19 protein-coding genes are annotated in these 21378 nt (G+C 39.2%); 16 read left to right on the plus strand and 3 right to left on the minus strand.

Features of this window, described 5'->3' with window-relative positions; genetic code table 11:
- Positions 1 to 218 precede the first annotated feature (218 nt).
- From WAA15_RS01260 to WAA15_RS01295, 8 genes are all read left to right on the plus strand, one after another.
- Positions 219 to 1052: a M48 family metallopeptidase gene (locus tag WAA15_RS01260; protein ID WP_337040543.1), complete on the plus strand. Its 834-nt coding sequence runs from the start codon at positions 219 to 221 to the stop codon at positions 1050 to 1052.
- 186 nt (positions 1053 to 1238) lie between these two features.
- Positions 1239 to 2018: an SDR family NAD(P)-dependent oxidoreductase gene (locus WAA15_RS01265; RefSeq protein ID WP_337040544.1), complete on the plus strand. Its 780-nt coding sequence runs from the start codon at positions 1239 to 1241 to the stop codon at positions 2016 to 2018.
- Between the two features lie 63 nt (positions 2019 to 2081).
- Entirely contained in the window at positions 2082 to 2969 is an 888-nt protein-coding gene (locus WAA15_RS01270) for an ROK family protein (protein ID WP_337040545.1), read from the plus strand.
- Between the two features lie 27 nt (positions 2970 to 2996).
- Positions 2997 to 3815 carry an SIS domain-containing protein gene (locus WAA15_RS01275; protein WP_337040546.1) on the plus strand — a complete coding sequence of 273 codons (819 nt, stop codon included), beginning with the start codon at positions 2997 to 2999 and terminating at the stop codon, positions 3813 to 3815.
- A gap of 19 nt (positions 3816 to 3834) precedes the next feature.
- Positions 3835 to 4584, plus strand: coding sequence for a 3-keto-disaccharide hydrolase (locus WAA15_RS01280; protein ID WP_337040547.1), 750 nt, complete (start codon positions 3835 to 3837; stop codon positions 4582 to 4584).
- Between the two features lie 5 nt (positions 4585 to 4589).
- Entirely contained in the window at positions 4590 to 5000 is a 411-nt protein-coding gene (locus WAA15_RS01285; RefSeq protein ID WP_337040548.1) for a GNAT family N-acetyltransferase, read from the plus strand.
- Positions 5001 to 5028: 28 nt separating this feature from the next.
- Entirely contained in the window at positions 5029 to 5472 is a 444-nt protein-coding gene (locus WAA15_RS01290; RefSeq protein WP_337040549.1) for a DinB family protein, read from the plus strand.
- Between the two features lie 66 nt (positions 5473 to 5538).
- Positions 5539 to 6576: a cobalamin-independent methionine synthase II family protein gene (locus WAA15_RS01295; RefSeq protein ID WP_337040551.1), complete on the plus strand. Its 1038-nt coding sequence runs from the start codon at positions 5539 to 5541 to the stop codon at positions 6574 to 6576.
- Between the two features lie 8 nt (positions 6577 to 6584).
- On the opposite strand, the gene WAA15_RS01300 is transcribed toward WAA15_RS01295, so the two are convergent.
- Together WAA15_RS01300 and WAA15_RS01305 are read right to left on the minus strand one after the other, a co-directional pair.
- Positions 6585 to 7529, minus strand: a complete 945-nt coding sequence (locus WAA15_RS01300) for a glycoside hydrolase family 43 protein (protein ID WP_337040552.1) — start codon at positions 7527 to 7529, stop codon at positions 6585 to 6587.
- 68 nt (positions 7530 to 7597) lie between these two features.
- Positions 7598 to 9034 carry an arginine deiminase family protein gene (locus tag WAA15_RS01305; protein ID WP_337040553.1) on the minus strand — a complete coding sequence of 479 codons (1437 nt, stop codon included), beginning with the start codon at positions 9032 to 9034 and terminating at the stop codon, positions 7598 to 7600.
- Positions 9035 to 9448: 414 nt separating this feature from the next.
- On the opposite strand from WAA15_RS01305, the gene WAA15_RS01310 reads away from it, so the two are divergent.
- Complete coding sequence (locus tag WAA15_RS01310) at positions 9449 to 12634, plus strand: cyclic nucleotide-binding domain-containing protein (RefSeq protein WP_337040554.1); 3186 nt, start codon at positions 9449 to 9451, stop codon at positions 12632 to 12634.
- Here WAA15_RS01310 and WAA15_RS01315 read toward each other — a convergent pair whose 3' ends face one another.
- Entirely contained in the window at positions 12635 to 13219 is a 585-nt protein-coding gene (locus WAA15_RS01315) for an HD domain-containing protein (RefSeq protein ID WP_337040555.1), read from the minus strand.
- A 336-nt stretch (positions 13220 to 13555) separates the two neighbouring features.
- Between WAA15_RS01315 and WAA15_RS01320 the strand changes: the two genes are divergently transcribed.
- The 7 genes from WAA15_RS01320 to sufD all read left to right on the plus strand — a co-directional run bounded on the left by WAA15_RS01320 (position 13556) and on the right by sufD (position 21352).
- Positions 13556 to 15022, plus strand: a complete 1467-nt coding sequence (locus WAA15_RS01320) for an ATP-binding protein (protein WP_337040556.1) — start codon at positions 13556 to 13558, stop codon at positions 15020 to 15022.
- Between the two features lie 31 nt (positions 15023 to 15053).
- On the plus strand, positions 15054 to 17204 hold the full coding sequence (locus WAA15_RS01325) for an ATP-binding protein (RefSeq protein WP_337040557.1): 2151 nt from the start codon (positions 15054 to 15056) through the stop codon (positions 17202 to 17204).
- Between the two features lie 30 nt (positions 17205 to 17234).
- On the plus strand, positions 17235 to 17609 hold the full coding sequence (locus WAA15_RS01330) for a response regulator (protein ID WP_337040559.1): 375 nt from the start codon (positions 17235 to 17237) through the stop codon (positions 17607 to 17609).
- Entirely contained in the window at positions 17606 to 18652 is a 1047-nt protein-coding gene (locus WAA15_RS01335; RefSeq protein WP_337040560.1) for an adenylate/guanylate cyclase domain-containing protein, read from the plus strand. The genes WAA15_RS01330 and WAA15_RS01335 overlap by 4 nt, the downstream gene beginning before the upstream one ends.
- A gap of 209 nt (positions 18653 to 18861) precedes the next feature.
- Positions 18862 to 19626, plus strand: coding sequence for a Fe-S cluster assembly ATPase SufC (gene sufC, locus WAA15_RS01340; RefSeq protein ID WP_337040562.1), 765 nt, complete (start codon positions 18862 to 18864; stop codon positions 19624 to 19626).
- 15 nt (positions 19627 to 19641) lie between these two features.
- The gene (locus WAA15_RS01345) at positions 19642 to 20022 is read left to right on the plus strand and encodes a RidA family protein (RefSeq protein WP_337040563.1); all 381 of its coding nucleotides are present in this window, start codon (positions 19642 to 19644) and stop codon (positions 20020 to 20022) included.
- 1 nt (position 20023) lies between these two features.
- The gene (sufD, locus tag WAA15_RS01350; protein ID WP_337040565.1) at positions 20024 to 21352 is read left to right on the plus strand and encodes a Fe-S cluster assembly protein SufD; all 1329 of its coding nucleotides are present in this window, start codon (positions 20024 to 20026) and stop codon (positions 21350 to 21352) included.
- Positions 21353 to 21378 lie beyond the last annotated feature (26 nt).

The following is a 21378-nucleotide window of genomic DNA, read 5'->3' on the forward strand; positions in this document are numbered from 1 at the left end:
ACAGACCTCAGAGTTTGGATATGGCGTTTGTAATTGAATTTTTTCTGTACTTTTGAGACCAATAAAAGTCAGAAAACTTTACAAAAGTAGGCATTTTCATAGTTTGTTTGTTGCCACTGGTCTGATTTTTTACTCATTACTTAAAAATAAATCATTAACATTTCGTTATTTTTTTGATGATTTGCGTCTAATAAAGTTAAGAACATAAAACAATAACAATGAGAACCTTTTTAAAATCTTCAATTACTGCTTGTTTACTGATTTCAGTTATCTGGGCTTGTCAGAAAGTACCTCTGACCGGTCGTAACCAGTTTGTTGGGTTGGTTTCGAACGAGCAAATGATTCAAATGAGCTTTGCCGAGTACAAAGGCTTTATGGATACTTCTAAGGTTGTGTCAACCAATAACCGTGATGCAGAAATGATAGCACGTGTAGGTGGTAGAATTAAAACAGCAGTAGAAAATTACCTGATTCAGAATAATTACAGCGAAATTATTAATGGTTACCAATGGGAGTTTAAACTGGTACAAAGTAAAGAAATGAACGCATGGTGTATGCCGGGCGGAAAAGTATGTTTCTATACTGGTATTTTACCCGTTTGTAAAGATGAAGCAGGCGTGGCAGTAGTGATGGGTCACGAAATTGCACACGCTATTGCAAGCCACGGCCGCGAACGCATGAGTCAGGCTATGGCTGCACAAGGAATTACTACTTTAGGGGCAGTAGGCGCAGGGCTTTATACAGGCAATCAGCAAACAATGGAAATTGTAGGGCAGGTGCTTGGTGTAGGCACTAACTTGGGGTATGTGCTGCCTAATAGCCGTAAGCAGGAATCTGAAGCAGATAAACTGGGTTTAATATTTATGTCAATGGCAGGATATGACCCACAAAATGCCGTGGCTTTCTGGGAAAGAATGGCTGAAGCCGGTAAAAATGCTCAAAAACCTCCAAAATTGTTATCGACTCACCCAGCCGATGAGGATAGAATTGCCGATTTGAAAAAACAATTACCTCAGGCACAAAAATATTATACTTCTTATGCCAAAAAATAGCAGATTGTAGTATCATTATAATTTTAATACAACAGAGGTATGGATTACTCCATACCTCTGTTTGTTTATAGAATTGGCTTGTTAAATGAACTACAAGATAAAAATTTTGCAAAGATTTTTTCTTTCATTACTTTTGCTTGTATAGACAAGTTGAGAGGGGTTTATCAAGAAAAGTAGTGCAATGCTATGCTCAAAAATAAAAAAATAGTTATTATCGGAGGAACTACCGGCTTAGGCTTATCGGCTGCAAAAGCCTTTGTTAACAATGGAGCCAAGGTAGTGGTAGTAGGGCGGAATCCTGAAAGTTGTGTGGCTGCCGAAATTGAACTAGGCCACAATGCCCATGCTATGAGTGGAGATGCTTCTCTCCCCGACACCGCTGTAAAAGCTATTGAGCTTATAATAAATGATTTTGGTGGGTTTGATGGCTTATATCATATAGCGGGTGGAAGCGGACGAAAGTATGGCGATGGCCCTCTGCATGAAATAACACTTGATGGATGGAATAAAACCTTTGAATTGAATCTCACAAGCCTGATGCTCTCTAATCAGGCGGCTATTCGTAAATTAATAGAACTGGGCAAAGGTGGTACAATTCTTAACATGGGGTCGGTTCTGGGAGTGTCACCCTCGCCGAAGTATTTCTCAACACATGCCTATGCTGCTACCAAAGCGGCTATTATTGGCTTCTCGAAATCTATTGCTGCTTACTACGCTTCTTATAATATCAGAATTAATGTACTTGCCCCTGCGTTGGTAGAAACACCTATGTCGCAACGTGCTTCGAAAGATGACGCAATCATGAATTTTGTAAGAACCAAACAACCGCTCGATGGTGGCAGAAACGGACAAGCCTCAGACCTTGACGGGGCCGCTCTTTATTTTATGTCAGATAGTTCGAAATTCACCACAGGGCAAGCTCTTTTTGTTGATGGCGGGTGGAGTATAAGCGAAGGGCAGTACTAAAGCAGGCAATTGCCTGATAATTAATCAGCTAAATCATCTGTAATCCTAAACTGATACTAAACAATGGCTTATGTTATAGGCATAGACCTAGGAGGAACAAATATTAAAGGCTTAATTATTAACCAGAAAGGTGAAGTATTAAAGCAACATTATATTCCTACTAAAGACACTGACGATGGCTCATGGCGCGAAAATGTAAAAGAAATGGTAGAATACCTGAAAAGCTACCTTCAGCAGCCGATACTTGGTATTGGGCTTTCGGCACCCGGTTTGCCTAATGAACAAAATCAATGTATTGCTTATTTGCCTAATAGGCTTAAAGGTCTGGAGAATTTCATGTGGGGCGAATTTCTGGGTGATGCAACCTACGTTCTGAACGATGCCCATGCCGCACTCATGGCTGAAGCAAAATTTGGTGTAGCTAAAGATAACCGCAATGTAGTGTTACTAACTTTAGGCACAGGTGTAGGGGGGGGCATACTTATTAATGGGCAGCTTTATCAGGGGCTATCACAAATGGCAGGGCATTTGGGGCATATTTCTATCAACGATACCGGAGAGAGCCAAAGCATAGTGGGCATGGTAGGCAGTCTCGAATACGCCATTGGTAATTACTCTATCGAAAAAAGAAGCCACGGGCGGTTCACTTCAACTTGGGAGTTGGTAGAAGCCTATCGGAAAGGTGACCACTTCGCTACTTATTTATGGCTATCTTCTGTCAGAAAACTGGCTGTTGCTTTAAGCTCTGTTATTAATCTGTTGTCGCCTGAAATGATAGTTTTGGCTGGTGGAATTACTCTAGCTGAAAACTCTTTATTTGAGCCGCTCGAATCGTTTATGGATTTATACGAATGGAAGCCCGGAGGGAAAAAAACGCCTATTGCTCAGGCTTTCTTTGGCGATATGGCCGGAGCCATTGGAGCAGCAAGTTTTGTGCTGTCAAAATTTTAACAGAATATCATTTTTCATTATAAAAATATGAGTGTAATACAAGACTACCTGACCAAGTGCGAAGGAATTATTGAAACTGTAAAAAAACAGGAAAGCCAAATTGCTACCGCTGCCAGATGGTTTGCCGATTCGATTCTGGCTGGCCGAATGGTTCATGTTTTTGGGTCGGGGCATAGCCGCATAATGGTTGAAGAAATGTGGCCCCGCTACGGGTCATTTGCTGGGTTTAATCCTATTGTTGAGTTATCGCTCACATTCCATAATCTGGTGGTTGGGGCTAATGGACAACGGCAAGCAATGTTTCTGGAAAATGTTAGTGGATTAGCCGACAGAATACTCAGAAATTTCGACCTTGCAACGCTTGATACCGCGTTAATCATTTCATCGTCAGGAACTAATGTAGTACCCGTTGAAATGGCTGAAATCTTTCAGCAGAAAGGCATAAAAGTGGTAGCCTTAATTACAAAAGAACATTCTGAAGCTAGTATAACGAAGCGTTCTGACCATAAAAAATTATCTGACTTTGCCGACCTTGTACTTGATACCGGCGCACCTGTGGGTGATGCCATGGTAAAAGTGCCTGACCTTGATACCCCTGTTGCACCCGGGTCAACCGTTGGCGGTGCCATGATTATCAACAGTATTAAAGCACAGGTGGCCGACTACCTGACACAAGGTGGGCATCCACCTAAAGTGTTAACAGCAGGTGCATTGGTAGGAACACAAAGAGCCACCGAACTATTCGAAGCCGCCTACGACGAACACGCACACCGCATTGCCAGAATGTATGCCAAAGTGGGTGTTCCAAGTTATGTATCGGAAGAAAAGAATACCAATGATGTATAAACCCAATTTATTTTAACCTATGAAAAAGATTATTTTACAGATTGCGCTGGCTGTTATCAGCCTGAGTGGCTTTAGCCAGAATTTTAAAATACCCGAAACTACTGAAGTATGGGAGCCTAAACCCAAACTAGTAGTACCGGGCAAAACTGCTGGCAGCGCACCTTCTGATGCCGTTATGCTCTTTGATGGCAAAAGTCTGGACGGCTGGCAACACACCAAAGATAATGCTCCAGCAAAATGGACATTGAAAGACGGAGTAATGACGGCTAAAAATGGTACTGGAGAAATAAGAACTAAACAGGAGTTCGGGAGTTTTCAGATTCATGTCGAATTTAATATGCCTTTAGATGCTAAAAAGGCCGGATACCCTAACGGTGGTAATAGTGGGGTTTTCCTGCATGGCCGATACGAAGTTCAGATTTTTGATTCTTATAATAACGAAGTACCTATTTATGCCAATGGTATGGCCGGAAGCATTTATAAACAGGTTATTCCGGCAGCAAATGCCATGTTAAAACCAGGCGAATGGAATACCTACGATATAATTTTTACGGCACCAAAGTTTCGTTACAACGGCTCTGTTGAAACACCAGCTTACGTAACTGTTTTAATGAATGGCGTTATGGTGCTTAATCATTTTGAAATTCAGGGTACTATTCAGTATATAGGTATCCCGTCGTATGAATACTATTCGGGTAAAGGCCCTATTGCTTTGCAGGAACATGGGTCAGAGGTATCTTTTAGAAATATCTGGATAAGAGAATTATAAACACCTTGATAGAGATAAGAAAAATACGCGCAGAAGATACATGGAATTTGAGGCACAAAGTTATGTGGGCAAATAAACCTCTTGACTTTGTGATGCTGCCTAATGACTCAGATGGGTTTCATTACGGATTGTTCAAAAACCAACAACTGGTGTCAGTAATTTCAATGTTTGTTAACAACAATAGCGGGCAGTTCAGAAAGTTTGCCACTGATAAAACACAACAAGGAAATGGCTATGGTACTCAACTGCTAACGTTCCTGATTGAAGAAGCAAAAAGTATTGGCTTACAGGAACTCACTTGCGATGCCCGTGTTTCGGCAGTTACTTTCTATGAAAGATTTGGCATGAAAACCTGTTCTGAAATATTTCAGAAAAGCGGGAAGGATTATGTGAAAATGATAGTAAAGATTGACTAATATTAATATCACCTAAAATTTTAAATGTATGATTGTTCAATCATTAATTAAACTTTTCGACAGAGATTTGTCAAGGCTCAAAACAGAAATAGAAGCCTACAAAGATGAAGCCCTCCTGTGGGTAATACGTAACGAAATCAGCAATTCGGCCGGAAATCTATGTTTGCATTTAATAGGTAATCTCAATCATTATATCGGTGCGCAACTTGGTAATAACGGATATGTCCGTGACCGGCCTTTAGAATTCAGTGATAAAAATGTTTCAAGAACTGAACTGGTTAATAAAATTGAAGCTACCCGCCAGATGTTGAAAGAAATACTGCCAGCAATTACAGAAACAGATTTGCTTGCCAATCATACCGAAGAATATAATAAAGGGCAAGATACCAATGAGTTTTTCCTGATACACCTGTATGGTCATTTCAATTATCATTTAGGGCAGATTAATTATCACAGACGACTCATTCAATAACTATGTTCTTATTTAGTTCCAGTATCTAAATCGCACAAGTATTTAACCTAATTAACATCTATTTATATGCAACCTATACCTATCAGAACAACCGTTGTAGGAAGTTATCCTTTTCCGGGATGGCTTGAGTTTTCTTCTATGAATCTTGATAAATTTGGAGCCGCCGATATAGAAGAAATGATTGAAGATGCAGTTATTGCGGCTATTCATGACCAGACCTCCGCAGGTTTAGATGTCATTACCGATGGCGAACAAACCCGCCTTGACTTTAACTTATCTTTCTATGGCTTTATAAAAGGTCTTGAGCCTAATCATTCCGAAACCCGTAAATTTGGGCCACCAGCGCATGACCAGCGCGGAAAACACTCTATTATTGAGCCTTTAACTGCACCTAAAGGATTAGGAGCCGTAAAAGAATATCAGCGTCTGGCAAAGTTGGCTCCGAAAGGGTATACCCTGAAAGCCTCAGTACCCGGGCCTTATACACTTTCGGGGCGTATGCTACCCGATGGAAAAATATATAAAGACCGCTACGATGTAACCGAAGGCCTTTTACCATTTGTAAAAAAAGAACTCGAAGATCTGGTGGCCGCAGGTTGTACCGAAATTACGGTCGACGAACCATCAATGTCGTGCTATGCCTATAAGGAAGACACCAAACGTTTTGTCGACATATTTAATCGTACAATTGAGGGAGTAGTAGGCAAAGCCCGTGTTTCTACACACCTATGCTTTGGTAATTTTAAGGGGCGGCCAGTGGGTTATCGTAAACTTAGCCCAATGCTACCTGATTTTCTGGATATGAATGTTGATGAAATTCATATTGAAATGGCTAACCGTGAATTTGACGAGGTTGAGTTACTCGCCGAATTTGCCCAGAAAATGGATGTGGCCGTGGGTATTATAGATGTAAAAAACTACTATTGCGAAACCCTCAAAGACGTAATGGAACGAATAGAGCTTTGCCTAAAATACGTTCCGGCCGAAAAACTGGCTGTTGCCCCTGATTGTGGCCTTAGCCAGACCGCTCGCTGGGCATCAAGGCAAAAACTGAAAGCCATGTGTGAGGGGGCTAAGGCTATGCGCCAGAAAATGGGTCTTTAATGGATAACTTATTGAGCATCAGTTAGCTTACGGGCTACTTCTTTTGAGATTTTTATCACGCTGCCATGCCTCATGCCTTTCGGGAAGCTCATTTGAGCAGAAACTTCCTGCCAATCGTTCAGGTCTTTTGAACGATACGCACCGTAGTAATGAGGCTTGGTGTAGTGGTCAAAATAAACATAGTAATAATCATCAATTTTAATAACCGACGGCCCTTCAACCCAACTAATTGTAAAGGCTTCTGATAAGTTTTTAAAGGGGCCTGTGGGTGTTTCTCCAATAGCAAACCGCAAGTTCTTTTTTACTGGTTTCAGCCGTTCATCTTTCAGAAACAGATAAAATTTGCCTTTTTCTTCCAGTAGGGTTGCATCAATACAGTTAAAACCCGGGTCGTAAAACAGCTTGGTTTCGCTGAAATGCTCAAAATCTTTGGTGCGTACATAATAGAAACGATGAGTATATTTTTGTTCGCTCAGGTTGGTAGTATCTTCCTCAAATTTACCTTTCACCGTCGACGACCAATAAATAATCCAGTCTTTTTGTTTTTTATCATAAAACAATTCAGGAGCCCAGACATTGCGCACACCTGTATCTTTTTCCATAACTGGAATGGCCTTCTGGAGTGTCCAGTTAATGAGGTCTTTTGAACTTGAATACCCAATTATTTTTCCATTATTTCCATTCCATGATACTGTCCAGACCATGTGAAACACCCCGTCAGGGCCTTGCTTGATGGCAGGGTCACGCATGAGGTTATCAGGGTGGTTAATCTGAGGTTTCAGAAAAGACTCATCATTTTTGAGTGCTTTCCACTGATAACCGTCTTCACTCAATGCCAGATGTAAGCCATCTTGGCCGTTACCCCTAAAAGAAGTAAAGAGGTAATATGATTTTTTCTGAGCAAAGGTAGCCAATGAACATAGCAGCAGCAGGAACAGTAATCTGGTTTTCATAAAAGGAGTTTTAATAATAGTTGTGTACAGGTGTAGCAGCTACGCCTGTGCACAAAAGAAAAATTATGTCAGAACACGTTGTCACGAAGAATGGGTAGGCTCATACAATGAGACCCCCCTCTGGCTCTTGAAAGCTCGGCCGATGGCAACAGAATAATGGTATCATTGAGTGTTTCTGGTGACAACTCATTATTTTCAAACTTATTTAATAAATCAATGGCACTAATGGTCTTAAAGCCTGCGTTTCTGAATGCCTCGGCTGTATGGTCATTACGGTCATACCCAATGGCAACGCCTGCTTTCAGGGCCAGCAAATTACATGAGTCAGTCCATTGTTCTCTGGCTCCATACGGAAACTGGTTATTGCCTGAATAAATAAACTTGATTTCATCGTAACAATTTAAATCATCTTTTGTAATTGAACTGAGCAAGTCTTCAAGGTTGGCAAAATCTCTGATTTTTACACCATCCGGTTTATCAATAAATTGCTTGATAATCAATGTTTCGTAACTAGGTTTTTGTCCTAGTTGTTCCCATGTTTGCTGTTTTTCAGCTTCCTCTTGCACTCGACCCAAAGAGCCCAGCAATACCCATACATTACACTTGATTTGTGTAAAAATGGTATCGATGTGCATATAGTCTCTTTTTTGCGGAATCTTGATAATTGTTACTTTTTTGACTACTTTTTTTGCAAAAAGAAGGTCAATAGCCTGTTTGGCTGCTTCTACCGAAGTACGTTCGCTCACACCAATCAGCAAATGATTAGGAGCTACCATCATTACATCACCTCCTTCAAGCGTATTGAGGCGGTCTTCCTGTTCATCTTCCGGTAACAGAAAGTGGTTTTCATCTTCTGTAATTTCAATAATTTTACTTCTTAAATCGGTAAAAAGCTCATGATTAAAAAATATATATCTTGCCAGTAATGACTCACGCGTGCGGGCATATTTGGCTGGTTTATTCAGTAAAAGGTGGTCGTTTACCACAATTCCAATGTCACGAGTAAATATCAGATTCGGAATAGGAGGGAAGAGCATACGGTTATTAGGCATTGTGCCTGTAATAAGCACCTTGGCTAAATCAATTACCGACATACCTGCTAGCTCATGCTGAAACTGGAACGAACATTCTTCAACGGCGCACACCGCAGCCGTTAGTTGTGTACGAACTTCGGGTATGTGCAGTATATCTGCCAGTAGTTTTTCAAACTCAATTACTTTATCCGAATTAAAATACTTTTCTTTTTCTGGCTTGTAGAAGTCCCGGCTGGTATCAGCATCAATTGCTTTAAGTTTACCTTTAACTTTTTCAGTGTCCAGAAAATATAACAAAATCTTTACATAATAATCGTATTCATCGCGGCGCATGGTTTGCAGATGAACGATATCTTCAAAAAGCCAGTCTTGTGCTTTAGACGGAACAACTTTGCCCAGACCACTATCAGGGCTATGAATAATAAGGCGGCGTAATGTGCCTACTTCTGACGAAACAAATATATTTTGCATGATTGCACGTGTTTTAATACCATAACTCATTGAAAAATAGCGCAAAACAGAAAAATAGCTGCTTTAGCGTACATAAACAGAAGAAAATTTGTATTAAAAACTTAATAAAAACCAAACTGAGCCATGAAAAATAATAGCTGAAAAAAGGCAAGCAGAATGCAATGTGGTTGATAAAAATGGCGGTAGAGGTTATTTATAACAAAGCCGCTATCATCAGATAAAAGATGATTTCTGCTTTTTGAAGTAAAGATATTTTCGTTGAAAAATGCCATTTTACTTTGCAATAATACAAGATATAAGCCTCATTTCAAAATACATTCTTCTTCTATCTATTTAATCAGGCACAAGTTGCCAAAACTTGTTAAATCTTTAAAAAAACATTCCTAAATTGCAGTGTCCATTCATAATTTTCAAATGGTTGAAACTAAAAGTACTTATCTGACTGCCCAAACAGAAGAACGTCCGAGAGAATCAAGACTGCTTTTATTATTTTTCCTGCACAATTTTTTTATTAGTATAGGAACAGTTTTGGTGTATGTGTCAGCCAACTTAATCTTACTCGAGCATCATCCTGAAGTTTCGTTACCCATTGCTTACATAGTATCTACTTTTGCTATGATGGGCGTTGGTAAAATCTATGAATATTATGAACATCATCTGGTATTAAAAAAACTGAGTATCCGAGTTTTATTGGCGGTATTGGTGCTTTCTATTATTATTGGTACTATTTTATTTTTTAATCATTCTACCGCCGTGGCTATTGGTATCATGGTGGGTTTCAGGGTGATATATCTGCTTGTAAACCTCGAATTCTGGGGTGTTTCTGCACTGGTTTTTGATGTACGCCAAAGTAAACGCTTATTTAGCGTAATTGGCTCTGGCGATGTACCAGCCAAAGCAATAGGTGCCGTATTGGCGGCTATTATTCATTCTACATCGGTTTTGGCCATTCTGGTAATGGTGGCATTTGTTACATTTCTGCTAGCCTTTTTTACGCAGAAACGTACCTTTGACCTTACTGATATTCCGAGCCACCATCAGAACAAGATTCGTCGGCATACTGAATCCAAGATTGTAGAAACACTTTTCGGAGGCAGTCATCTTGTATTTGAAATGTGCGTAGGCTTGGTTGCCATAGCGGCTTCTGCCACTTGGGTCGAATATAACTTCTTTGTAAATGTGAAGTATAAATTTCATAGCCAGCACGATGTAATTCAGTTTGTGGGTTACCTCCTTGCTATTACTTATGTTATTTCTACTATTGTTAAGTTGGTTTTCTCAAGTAAAGTAATTGATAAATTCGGCTTGAAAAACGCACTTCTACTGCTACCTATCGGTACCTTGCTGATGTCTGTTCTGTTGGTGGGGATGTCGTCTTACAAGCATGACGAAAGCTCCCTTTTGTTCGATTTTAGTGCGGCGTACCTTTGTTTCGAGGTTTTAAGACGCACAGCTTTCGACCCCGTGTTTCTGGTAATGTTCCAGCCGTTATCAACACAACAAAGGCTTAAAGGGCATACGCTAGCTAAAGGGTTTTATGAGCCATTAGGAATGGGGCTGGCAGGTATATTATTATTGATTGCCTATTTTATACACTCAACTGTAATCTGGATAGCCTTTGCTTTTACGGTTGTGTTATCATTGCTAGCGTTGTTTTTTCTTAATAAAGCCTACAAACGTTATATCATAGAACTGAAAAATGCCCTTAGTAAACGCTTCCTGAAAAGTAATGAACTAGTAGTGCAGGGCGATGCCCTCAGCATTATACTAAAAAACCTGACTAGTGATAAGCCCGAAGAAGTAATTAGTGCCATCGACTGGATTATGAAATTTGAACCAAAGGTGATTAAAAATCAGGTAGAAATATTATTGAGAAATAAATCAGATAAAGTCAGGTTACATATACTGAACGTTATCAGAACCCTACATATACCATTAGATACACAGTTTGTACAGACTTTTAATGAGAATGAGACTAATCCGCTTTCAAGACGTATCTCTGCCGAGTTGGCTTGTGCTTCGGCTACAACAGCCGAGCAGCGGTTGGTTTTTCTGAACGCTAAAAATATTTATACGCTTCAAGGGGCTATTATTGCCTGTTGGAAAGTTCAGCATGAAGAAGCAAAGGCCAGACTTGACCAACTTTGCGAAAGTCAGGAGCCAGCCCGAATAATTGTAGCACTCGAAATTATAGAGTTATTGCAGTTGAAAGAATACGAAACCTTTGTGAGAATATGTCTGGAAAAAGGAACTAGCGAAATAAAAGAAAAAGCAATTGAAGTTGCTGGAGCTATTGACTCGTCAGTCTTGATTAAAGGTCTTGTGCATTTGCTCGAAGACCGTATCTGGGGAAAAAAAGCCATTAACAGCCTTATAAAATCGGGTGGGCGTGGTTTTGCAGAAGTAGAAGATTTATCGAGAGGTGGTGATACTGGCTTGCTTCAGAAAGTAGTTTTATTCAGCGAAAAATACCAGAGCCTTGCCAGTGAAAGATTACTTATCAGGCTGGCTCAGAATGACTCGCTGCTTGTAAGGCAAATGGCATTGAAAGTGCTAAGTAAACGTTCGGTTACGGAAGACTACGAAGCATTGTTTGAGAAACTGCTGAACGAAGAACTTGCTCATGCCTATCAGTTACTATATGGTTTTGGAATACTAGAAGATACTTTGCTACAATATGAACTGGGGCAGTCGTCGAACCGAATTTTTTATCTTTTAATGCTCTTATATGATAAAGATATGGTACAGGATGCCATGCTAGGGGTTGAACATTCATCGAAAGAAAAACGAGCAAATGCCCTTGAAATTCTGGATAACATCATTCCGAGGGCTATCTACAAATGTTTGCACGCCATTCTGGACGAAACCGAATCAGAAAAGAAAATAGTAGTTTTTGAAGCCTATCTCGATAAAGATATTGCTATTAAACCCATTGTGCATTATGTGTTAGAAAAAGGAAGCATGGCTTTTGGAGACTGGACTATCGTGACAGCCCTGCGTAAATGGGAATTTGCAAACAATAAAAATCAGCTTTTTGAACAATACCTAAGGCATCAGAAAAGACTTTTCTCTGAGGCAACACACGAAATAATAAGCAAACATCCAAGTTTATCAGAAAAATATAAAGATATTTTAGCTATGCACCACGGAAACCATGAAAACGAAATATCTGAACTGGAACGTGTAATTGTGTTGAAAAATACACCGCTCTTCTCTGAAACGCCCGAAAATGTACTAACTTCAATAGTGCCTATTATGAATGAAGTTACTTACCATGAAGGAGAAGTGATTTTTGAGAAAGGAGAGATAGGAAACTGTATGTATGTAATTTATTCGGGTGAAATTGATATTGCCGACCATGAAGTAATATTTGCTACTATGGGCAAGGGTGATATTTTTGGTGAACTAGCTTTGCTCGATGCCGAACCCCGCTCGGCAACTGCATTGGCCAGAACCGACGTTTTACTGTTCAGAATAGACCAAGATGATTTCTATGACCTCATGGAAGAACGTGACGAACTGCTGCGCAGTGTACTCAGAATCTTATGCCAGCGTATTCGCAGGCAAAATGATAAGCTGAAAAAACTATCAATGCAATAGTTAGGGCTTAACCATAGCTTTTAGTTCTTCAATGCGTTTAAGTTTGGCTTCATTCCGCCATTGTTTGGCTGTTTCGGTCCAGTATTCATGTTTTTCCAGAAAAACAATCTGTAACTGGTTCCATGAGTGCAGGTCTGTAACCATTTCGCGCTCGCGTAATTCTTCATACAAGGACGTAGAAATAGGCCAGAAATCTTCACGCCCCAGATAATCAAGGTCAGCATCTGCCAGTATTCTTTCCAGATGGTTTGTAGGGCTTTGTGGGATTTTTGTAGCCATAATCATTCCACAGATTTTGTTTATATCGGCATCATTATACCCAAAATCTGGCAACGAAACACGTGCAATCCGGCAACTTTCGGTTTCGTGGCCACGGTATGTACTTATAAAGCCTAAGTCATGATACAAGGCAGCTGTTTGTAGTAATAGCAGAGCGTCTCTGTCATGAATACCTTCTGCAATGCTCAGCCGTAACGCAGCGTTAACCACATCAACCGTATGGTGCAAGCCATGATAAAATAAGGTATCCGACAGACTTTCTTCTAATTTTTCAAAAACATATTCTTCTGCCTTTTCTATATTCATTCGTATGCAATTTTTATAATGTGGTACTCCTTGCTTTATGCTTGTGTTTTCAGATTACAAATATTGTTACAAATTTTATTCAAATAATTCTGATATGGTGCTTTTTTGCAATTAAAAAGGCAATAAATGTTTTCATAGCGCTTCAAAATTGTATTTTGCTGAATTCTTCTCTATTTTTGGTAACTAATGGCTGGTTAAGCATAATGACACAACCCGCCCAATTAGTAAACCTGATACTTGTTGAATAAGTATTAATAAAAGTAAATGCAGGATAAAACCCACAACCCCTGCAAGATTTCGTTGTTTACTATTAACTGTTTTTCCTAGAGATAGTTTATGAAAGTCGACTACAGTGATATGGTTTCAAAAGGGGCGTTTACGTTTTTTGTAATCAGATTTTTACGTACTTATTACGAAACCCAAATCAGATACCCGCAAGAGGATAAAATATTAAAAAATGGCTGGTTGATAGTTGTGCCTGTATATATATTGGCCAGTTTGCCGGGGTTTAATTTTATTGAGGAGTGGTACTATCAGATTTTTATTTTACTGATTTCGGTATTTATTTACAAAACAAGGTACATGCGTTCGTCGCGAATGTTGTTTAATGCCGTTTTGCCCGTCCTTTTTATGATTGTGGTCGACGGGTTGGCGCAGTTGCTAGTACCTAATTTTTATGAAGAAAATAACTCTTACTTTGGTTCAGCGTATGGATTCGCTTTTTTCTGGATGATAGGCTTTGGTATTTATTTACAAAAGCAAAATAAAGTTGAAATTGAGCAAAGGAAAAAAACGGAGCAGGAACGTATCAGAAGTGAGGCCAAAAAGCAGGAACTGGAATATCAGGTTGCCGAAAGAACCGCTGAACTCACTAAACAAAAGCATGAATTAGAAGAGATTATTTCCAAACTGAAACTTACGCAGGAGCAGTTAATCCAGTCCGAAAAAACGGCTTCAACCCGTGCGGTGGCACTTACCAAACAAAAAGAAAAACTGGAAGAAACTATTAGTGAACTGAAATCGACACAGAACCAATTGATTCAGGCCGAAAAAATGGCTTCGTTGGGCGAACTGACAGCAGGCATTGCCCACGAAATTCAGAATCCGCTGAATTTCGTAAATAATTTTTCAGAGTTAAGTGTTGAACTGGCAAAAGAGCTTGAAGAAGAATTTGAACGTGAAAATTTAGACAAAGACCTCATTGTTGAACTGATAGGTGATTTGGTGCAGAATCAGGAGAAAATAAATCATCATGGTAAAAGGGCTGCCAGTATTGTGAGAGGAATGTTACAGCATTCGAGAACAAGTACCGGACAAAAAGAAAAAGTTGACCTGAACGACCTAGCCGATGAGTACCTGCGGTTGTCTTATCATGGATTAAGGGCAAAAGACAAAACCTTCAATGCCGACTTTAAAACAGAATTTGATGCTCAGGTTCCTAAAGTTGACTTAGTACCGCAGGATTTTGGTCGTGTGCTACTTAATCTTATCAATAATGCTTTCTATGCAGTACAACAAAAATCCAGAATGAACATTGAAGGCTACAAGCCACTGGTAATAGTAAAAACTACACTTGCACAGGAAGAAATTCTAATTAGTGTAATTGATAATGGTACTGGTATTCCTGAAAGTGTAAAGAATAAGATTTTTCAGCCATTTTTTACAACTAAACCCACTGGACAAGGTACTGGGTTGGGCTTATCGTTAGCTTATGACATCGTAACTAAAGGGCATGGCGGGAAACTCGAAGTGCACTCAAAAGAAGGAGAAGGAACCGAGTTTGTGATTACTTTGCCCGTTTAATTATATAGATATTTATTAACAAAGATATTGAATGAAGTATTTTTATTTATTTTTAATTCTTTTTGTTGTATTCAAAGCTCAGAGTCAGAATAAACCATTTCGCGCCCTTGACAGTATTCCTAATTATGGTTATGCCCTGAATAACCATTGGAAATGGCATGTAGGAGACAATCCCCTTTGGGCAGACCTTAACTTCGATGATAGTAAATGGGAAAAAATAGCAATTTCTGAATCAATAGAAGAATTTCCACAGTTAAGGGCATCTCAGATTGCATGGTTCAGACGACCCATACAAGTAACAAAAGAGTTAGTAAACCATCCGCTTTCGATAAGTATCAAGCAGATGGGAGCCTCAGAAATATACCTTGATGGCAAACTTTTGCACAAGCTCGGTGTAGTTAGCAAAAATCCTGATAAAGAGCAAACGCTGGTTAATGTTACTGCATTGCCCCTTACGCTGTCGGACACCAATAAACATATACTGGCTGTTCGTTATTCATTTACAAAAGGGAATTTCTATTATCCCGGTACAAATTCGGAAACTTTCTATTTAAGAATCCACGATACTAAATATATTGGCGGATTCATCGAAAATCAGATAAATCGTACAGCGGGCTTCCTATACTTTTTTACTGGCATCTTTCTGATTTTTGCTATTCTTCATTTTTCGTTTTATATCGCTAACAGGGCGCAAAAAGTAAGTTTAAGTCTGGGAATAAATATGCTTGTACTGATGTTGGCTTTTTTTCTCCGTAGCCTTGAAAGTTATCAGACCGGTATCTCATCGAAAGAGTTTTATGGGTTACTTGCTATCATTTTTACCTATGTAGGTGTTTTTTTAATAAATGTTTCCTTGTATCAATACTTAAATCAAAAATTTGGTATAGTATTTTATACACTCGCTTTTATGGTAGCGGGTAGTATGTTATCATATATTTTTAACTGGAGCTTGCCTTGGGCAATTGAGACTTGGCTGCCATTCTTTTTATTATTTATCGATTTTATACGTGTAAGTATCCTCGCCGACCGTAGAAAAGATGCCAACGCCAAAGTACCTATTTATTCTTTGGTAGTAGTAGCTGGCTGTGCTATGCTTGCAGTTATTATTTTATTTGTCGAAGGCACAGTCGGTAACGGATCCGAAAGCCTTATTATAAACGTAGCAATACTGGTAGTCATTATTATGTTTTTTAGTATTCCTGTTGGTTTATCACTCTCTTTAGTGCGTGAGTATACCCGAACACATAAGGCTTTGCGGGCAAAATTGGAAGAGATAGAGAGGTTATCGGCGCAGAATCTGGCACAAGAACAGGAAAAACAACAAATACTGGCAGCACAAAATGAGATACTCGAACATCAGGTAGCCGAACGGACAGCCGAACTCGAAAAGTCGCTCGAAGACCTGAAAGCTACACAAACACAACTCATTCAGAGTGAAAAACTTGCTTCGTTAGGTGAACTTACGGCTGGTATTGCGCACGAGATTCAGAATCCGCTCAATTTTGTTAATAATTTTTCAGAAGTAAGCCGCGAACTCATTGAGGAGTTGCAGGAAGAAAGAAATAAAGAGCAAGATAAAAGAGATGAAGGGCTTGAAGAGGAAATTCTGTCAGATATTTCTCAGAACCTCGAAAAAATAAATCATCATGGCAAGCGTGCTGCCAGTATTGTAAAAGGAATGCTCGAACACTCAAGGGCTAGCACAGGCAAAAAAGAACCTACCGATGTAAATGTACTGGCCGATGAATATCTGCGTCTGGCGTATCATGGTATCAGAGCAAAAGATAAAAGTTTTAATGCAGAATTTAAAACTGAACTGGACCCAAGCCTGCCAAAAATACCTTTAATAACTCAAGACTTTGGGCGGGTTTTACTGAATCTGATTAACAATGCCTTTTATGCAGTAAAAGACAAAGAAGGCAAAGGCAAGGTAACTGTAAGTACACAAAAGCTGAATAACGAAATTGAAATACGCGTACAAGACAATGGTGTGGGTATTCCTGAACACATAAAAGCAAAGATTTTTCAGCCTTTTTTCACCACCAAACCTACTGGGCAAGGCACAGGGCTGGGGTTGTCGCTGGCTTATGACATTGTAACCAAAGCACATGGGGGCAGCCTTGAAGTAGAAACAAAAGAAGGTGAAGGAACAACGTTTATTATTAAATTGCCTTATCTTTGAATGAGATTTAAATAGTTTAAACAGGTATTTATGAAAATATTAGTAGTTGATGACGAAGAAGATGTAAGAACATTATTTGAACAACGCTTCAGAAGAGAAATCAGGGCAGGAGATTTTGACTTTGCATTTAGTGGTTCGGGAGAAGAGGCCTTGGCGTATCTGGAAGGCCAGAATCTGGAAGCTGTTTTGATACTGTCAGACATTAATATGCCCGGTATGAGTGGATTAGAACTGCTAAAACAAATCAGGCTGAAATCGCCCATTGCACCACCAATTGTGATGATGATTACTGCCTATGGAGATGAAGAAAACCATACACAAGCCATGAACCTCGGAGCGAATGATTTTCTTACAAAACCTTTAGATTTTTCAGAACTCAAACAAAAACTCAAAAGTTCGATATGAACGCCAAAATAATGGTTGTAGATGATGAGGCCGATTTAGAAACCCTCATCAAACAGAAATTCCGCCGACAGATTCGAGAAAAAACGTACGAATTCAGCTTTGCCCAAAATGGTGTAGAAGCCCTGAAATTATTACAACAGTCGCCAGATATTGATATGATTCTTAGTGATATCAATATGCCTGAGATGGATGGCCTCACACTTTTGGGTAAATTATCAGACCTTAACCCTCTTTTAAAAGCAGTAATAGTTTCGGCTTACGGCGACATGGAAAATATCAGAACAGCCATGAACCGTGGAGCCTTCGATTTCCTGACCAAACCTATCAATTTTGAAGACCTTGAACTAACCGTTGAAAAAACAATTAAGCACGTAACACAGCTTCGTCAGACCTTACAGGCCATTAAAGAAAATAATATCCTGAAAATGTATGTTGATGAAACCGTTCTTAAATTCATGAATAGCCAAGAGTTCGAGTCGTCACTTACAGCCAATGAAACCATTGTGGCCACAGTGGTTTTTATTGATATTTGTGGTTTTACCTCCATCTCTGAAAAAGAATCGCCCGATACAGTAGTTAATCTGATCAATAAATATTTTGACGTTATGGTCAAGGGAATTATTGAGCAGGGGGGGTATGTAGATAAGTTTATGGGTGATGCCGTGATGGCTGTTTTTAAAGGAGACTACCACCTCGACCGCGCCATTGAAGCCTCTTTAGCGGTGCGGGCTGCAATTGATACAATAAAAGAAGTATTGCCTAATCATTCAACCTATTTACCTAAAGTATCAATCGGTATTAATACAGGCGAAATGATTTCAGGAAATATCGGCTCTGCTTCATTAAAAAGACTCGACTACACAGTTATTGGAGATACCGTAAACACAGCGCAACGATTACAGGCTGCGGCCCGTCCTAGTCAGATTATCATCAGTGAGAATGCTTACCTGCAAGTAAAGGAATCTTTTAATTGTAAGGAAGTTGGCGAAGCAACTTTAAAAAATAAAGCACAAGCAATTAAACTTTTTGAAGTAGTTGCTTAGGTTTTGTACTATTATTCTACGTATATTATTAATTTTATCAGAAAAAAGGAACGAGCAGAACCCTTTTAGGGTTATTATAATTGAACTAAGAATAGCATCTTGGGTATTTTGGTTGTATCTTTGCAACCTGATTTCTGGATATTTGTCAGAGTAATCGTATTAAATAGTTCAATCAAGGATAAAGAATCATTTAAAATAAAGATTAAAAAATGCTCACTATCAGTAATTTACACGCAAGAATAGAGGAGAAGGAAATATTACGTGGAATAAATTTTGAAGTAAAACCCGGTGAAGTTCATGCCATTATGGGGCCTAACGGTTCGGGAAAAAGTACACTTGCCTCGGTTTTGGCAGGAAGAGAATATTACGAAGTAACAGCAGGCTCGATAGAATTCAAGGGTAAAGATTTATTGGATATGGCTCCTGAAGAGAGAGCCGCCGAAGGAATATTTCTGGCCTTTCAGTATCCGGTAGAAATACCAGGCGTAACCACAGTTAATTTTCTTAAAACGGCGTTAAACGAAATCCGTAAGTATAACGGAGAAGAGCCACTAGATGCCGCTCAGTTTCTGAAAAGAATGAAAGAAAAGGCTAAATTGGTGAAAATCGATGATACCTTGTTGAGACGCTCATTGAATGAAGGATTTTCGGGTGGTGAAAAAAAACGTAATGAAATTTTCCAGATGGCAATGCTTGAACCTAAATTGTGTATTCTTGATGAAACCGATTCAGGTCTGGATATCGATGCCCTAAGAATAGTAGCCGAAGGTGTAAACAAGTTAAGAGACGAAAATCGCTCATTTATTGTAGTTACTCACTACCAACGTTTGTTAGACTACATCGTGCCTGATTTTGTACACGTACTATATAAAGGCAGAATCGTGAAATCGGGTACAAAAGAACTAGCACTTGAACTAGAAGAAAAAGGCTATGACTGGATTAAAGCAGAAGTAGATGCTTTAGAAGTAGCTTAATCGGTATAAATCCAAATGACAACAATTCAGGTAGCCAATAGCCCCAAGCCAGCAGGTCATTACTCGCAGGCCATTGTGAGCAATGGCTTGGTTTTTACCTCAGGTATATTACCTATTAAAATCAATACTTCAGAAAAACTACCCATGGATTCGACAATCGAAGAACAGGTAATAGTGGTGTTTGATAACCTCAAACAAATACTTGCCGAAGCAGGTAGTGCAGTTGATAAAGTAGTAAAAGCTACTGTTTACATTACAGACGGCGAATATTGGGGAGTTGTTAATCAATTATATACTGATTTTTTTTCTAATCACCGACCCGCACGGTCAATTATTCCGGTAAAAGAATTACACTTTGGTTATAAAATAGAACTAGAAGTAGTAGCAGAATTATAAAATGAGTTCTCTAGAAAATATAGATTTAAAAAATCAGTTACTTACTGATTTTCAGACTTTGCAAACGGCACTGAACGGTAAAAGTGTTTTGCCTGTTCATCAATTGCGTGGCGAAGCCATGAAAAATTTTGATAAGCTGGGCTTTCCTACAATCAAGCACGAAGAGTGGAAATATAGCAATGTCTCAAGCCTTATCAAGCAAAACTTTAACTTTGAAGCTAGCTCCGATTTCAACAATAATGACCTGAAAGAAATACATCTGCCGCATTTAAAAGGTAATGTACTTTACTTTATTAATGGAGTGTTTCATGCAGAGTTATCGCACATTGAAAGCCCGGGCGAGAAGCTAAAGGTAATGCCTTTTGCAGAAGCACAGCAACAAATGCCCGATGTAATTGAGCGTTACTTTGCACACTATGCCGACTATAAAAATGATGCCTTTACCGCTCTTAATACGGCTTTGGCTAAAGATGGCGTAGTAGTGCATATTGCCGACAACATGACCCTTGAAGAGCCTGTTATTTTACGTTTTATTGGTGATACCCGTAAAGAAGATGTTGGCTCACAAGTGCGTAACCTGATTGTTGTAGGCAAAAATGCAGAGGTGAAAATAGCAGAAGCATATCGTACAATTGGTGATAACAAGTATTTTATTAATACAGTTACCGAATTTGTACTTTTTGAAGATGCTCGTGCCGACTACTACAAAGTGCAAAACGAAAGCGATAACGCTTATCATATTGGTACAACGCAGGTGTATCAGAAAGACAAGAGTTATTTCTATGGGGCAACCGTAACAGTAAATGGAGGTTTTGTCAGAAACAACCTGAACATTGTCCTTGATGGTGAACATATCGAGAGCCACATGTACGGGCTGTATGTGCCAAGTAAAAAACAGCACGTCGATAATCATACATTGGTTGACCACAGAAAACCTAATTGTGTAAGTAATGAACTGTACAAGGGGATTCTGATGGATAAGTCTACGGGAGTATTCAACGGAAAGATTTTTGTTCGTGAAGATGCCCAAAAAACAAATGCTTATCAGAACTGCCGCAACGTAGTAACATCTGACGAGGCAACCATGAATACCAAGCCACAGTTGGAAATCTGGGCCGATGATGTAAAATGTTCGCACGGCACCACAACAGGTAAACTAAACGATGAGGCTATTTTCTATATGCAGTCACGTGGGATTCCTAAAAAAGAAGCCATTCGCCTGCAATTATTAGCTTTTGCCGAAGATGTGGTTTCACAAATCAAGATTGATTCAATTAAAGAATATCTTGAAGGGCTTATTATTGATAAACTAGGAAGCCTCGGCAAGTAATATATACAAAAAAGCATATACAACAA

The sequence above is a fragment of the Emticicia sp. 17c genome, from assembly GCF_037153985.1.
GTDB lineage: Bacteria > Bacteroidota > Bacteroidia > Cytophagales > Spirosomataceae > Emticicia.

Coding starts and splice junctions, on each gene's coding strand:
- WAA15_RS01300 (WP_337040552.1), bottom strand. CDS start 7,529: ATGAAAACCAGATTACTGTTCCTGCTGCTGCTATGTTCATTGGCTACC.
- sufD (WP_337040565.1), top strand. CDS start 20,024: ATGAGTTCTCTAGAAAATATAGATTTAAAAAATCAGTTACTTACTGAT.
- WAA15_RS01275 (WP_337040546.1), top strand. CDS start 2,997: ATGAGTGTAATACAAGACTACCTGACCAAGTGCGAAGGAATTATTGAA.
- WAA15_RS01330 (WP_337040559.1), top strand. CDS start 17,235: ATGAAAATATTAGTAGTTGATGACGAAGAAGATGTAAGAACATTATTT.
- sufC (WP_337040562.1), top strand. CDS start 18,862: ATGCTCACTATCAGTAATTTACACGCAAGAATAGAGGAGAAGGAAATA.
- WAA15_RS01335 (WP_337040560.1), top strand. CDS start 17,606: ATGAACGCCAAAATAATGGTTGTAGATGATGAGGCCGATTTAGAAACC.
- WAA15_RS01265 (WP_337040544.1), top strand. CDS start 1,239: ATGCTCAAAAATAAAAAAATAGTTATTATCGGAGGAACTACCGGCTTA.
- WAA15_RS01310 (WP_337040554.1), top strand. CDS start 9,449: ATGGTTGAAACTAAAAGTACTTATCTGACTGCCCAAACAGAAGAACGT.
- WAA15_RS01305 (WP_337040553.1), bottom strand. CDS start 9,034: ATGCAAAATATATTTGTTTCGTCAGAAGTAGGCACATTACGCCGCCTT.
- WAA15_RS01345 (WP_337040563.1), top strand. CDS start 19,642: ATGACAACAATTCAGGTAGCCAATAGCCCCAAGCCAGCAGGTCATTAC.
- WAA15_RS01320 (WP_337040556.1), top strand. CDS start 13,556: ATGAAAGTCGACTACAGTGATATGGTTTCAAAAGGGGCGTTTACGTTT.
- WAA15_RS01325 (WP_337040557.1), top strand. CDS start 15,054: ATGAAGTATTTTTATTTATTTTTAATTCTTTTTGTTGTATTCAAAGCT.
- WAA15_RS01260 (WP_337040543.1), top strand. CDS start 219: ATGAGAACCTTTTTAAAATCTTCAATTACTGCTTGTTTACTGATTTCA.
- WAA15_RS01270 (WP_337040545.1), top strand. CDS start 2,082: ATGGCTTATGTTATAGGCATAGACCTAGGAGGAACAAATATTAAAGGC.
- WAA15_RS01290 (WP_337040549.1), top strand. CDS start 5,029: ATGATTGTTCAATCATTAATTAAACTTTTCGACAGAGATTTGTCAAGG.
- WAA15_RS01295 (WP_337040551.1), top strand. CDS start 5,539: ATGCAACCTATACCTATCAGAACAACCGTTGTAGGAAGTTATCCTTTT.
- WAA15_RS01315 (WP_337040555.1), bottom strand. CDS start 13,219: ATGAATATAGAAAAGGCAGAAGAATATGTTTTTGAAAAATTAGAAGAA.
- WAA15_RS01280 (WP_337040547.1), top strand. CDS start 3,835: ATGAAAAAGATTATTTTACAGATTGCGCTGGCTGTTATCAGCCTGAGT.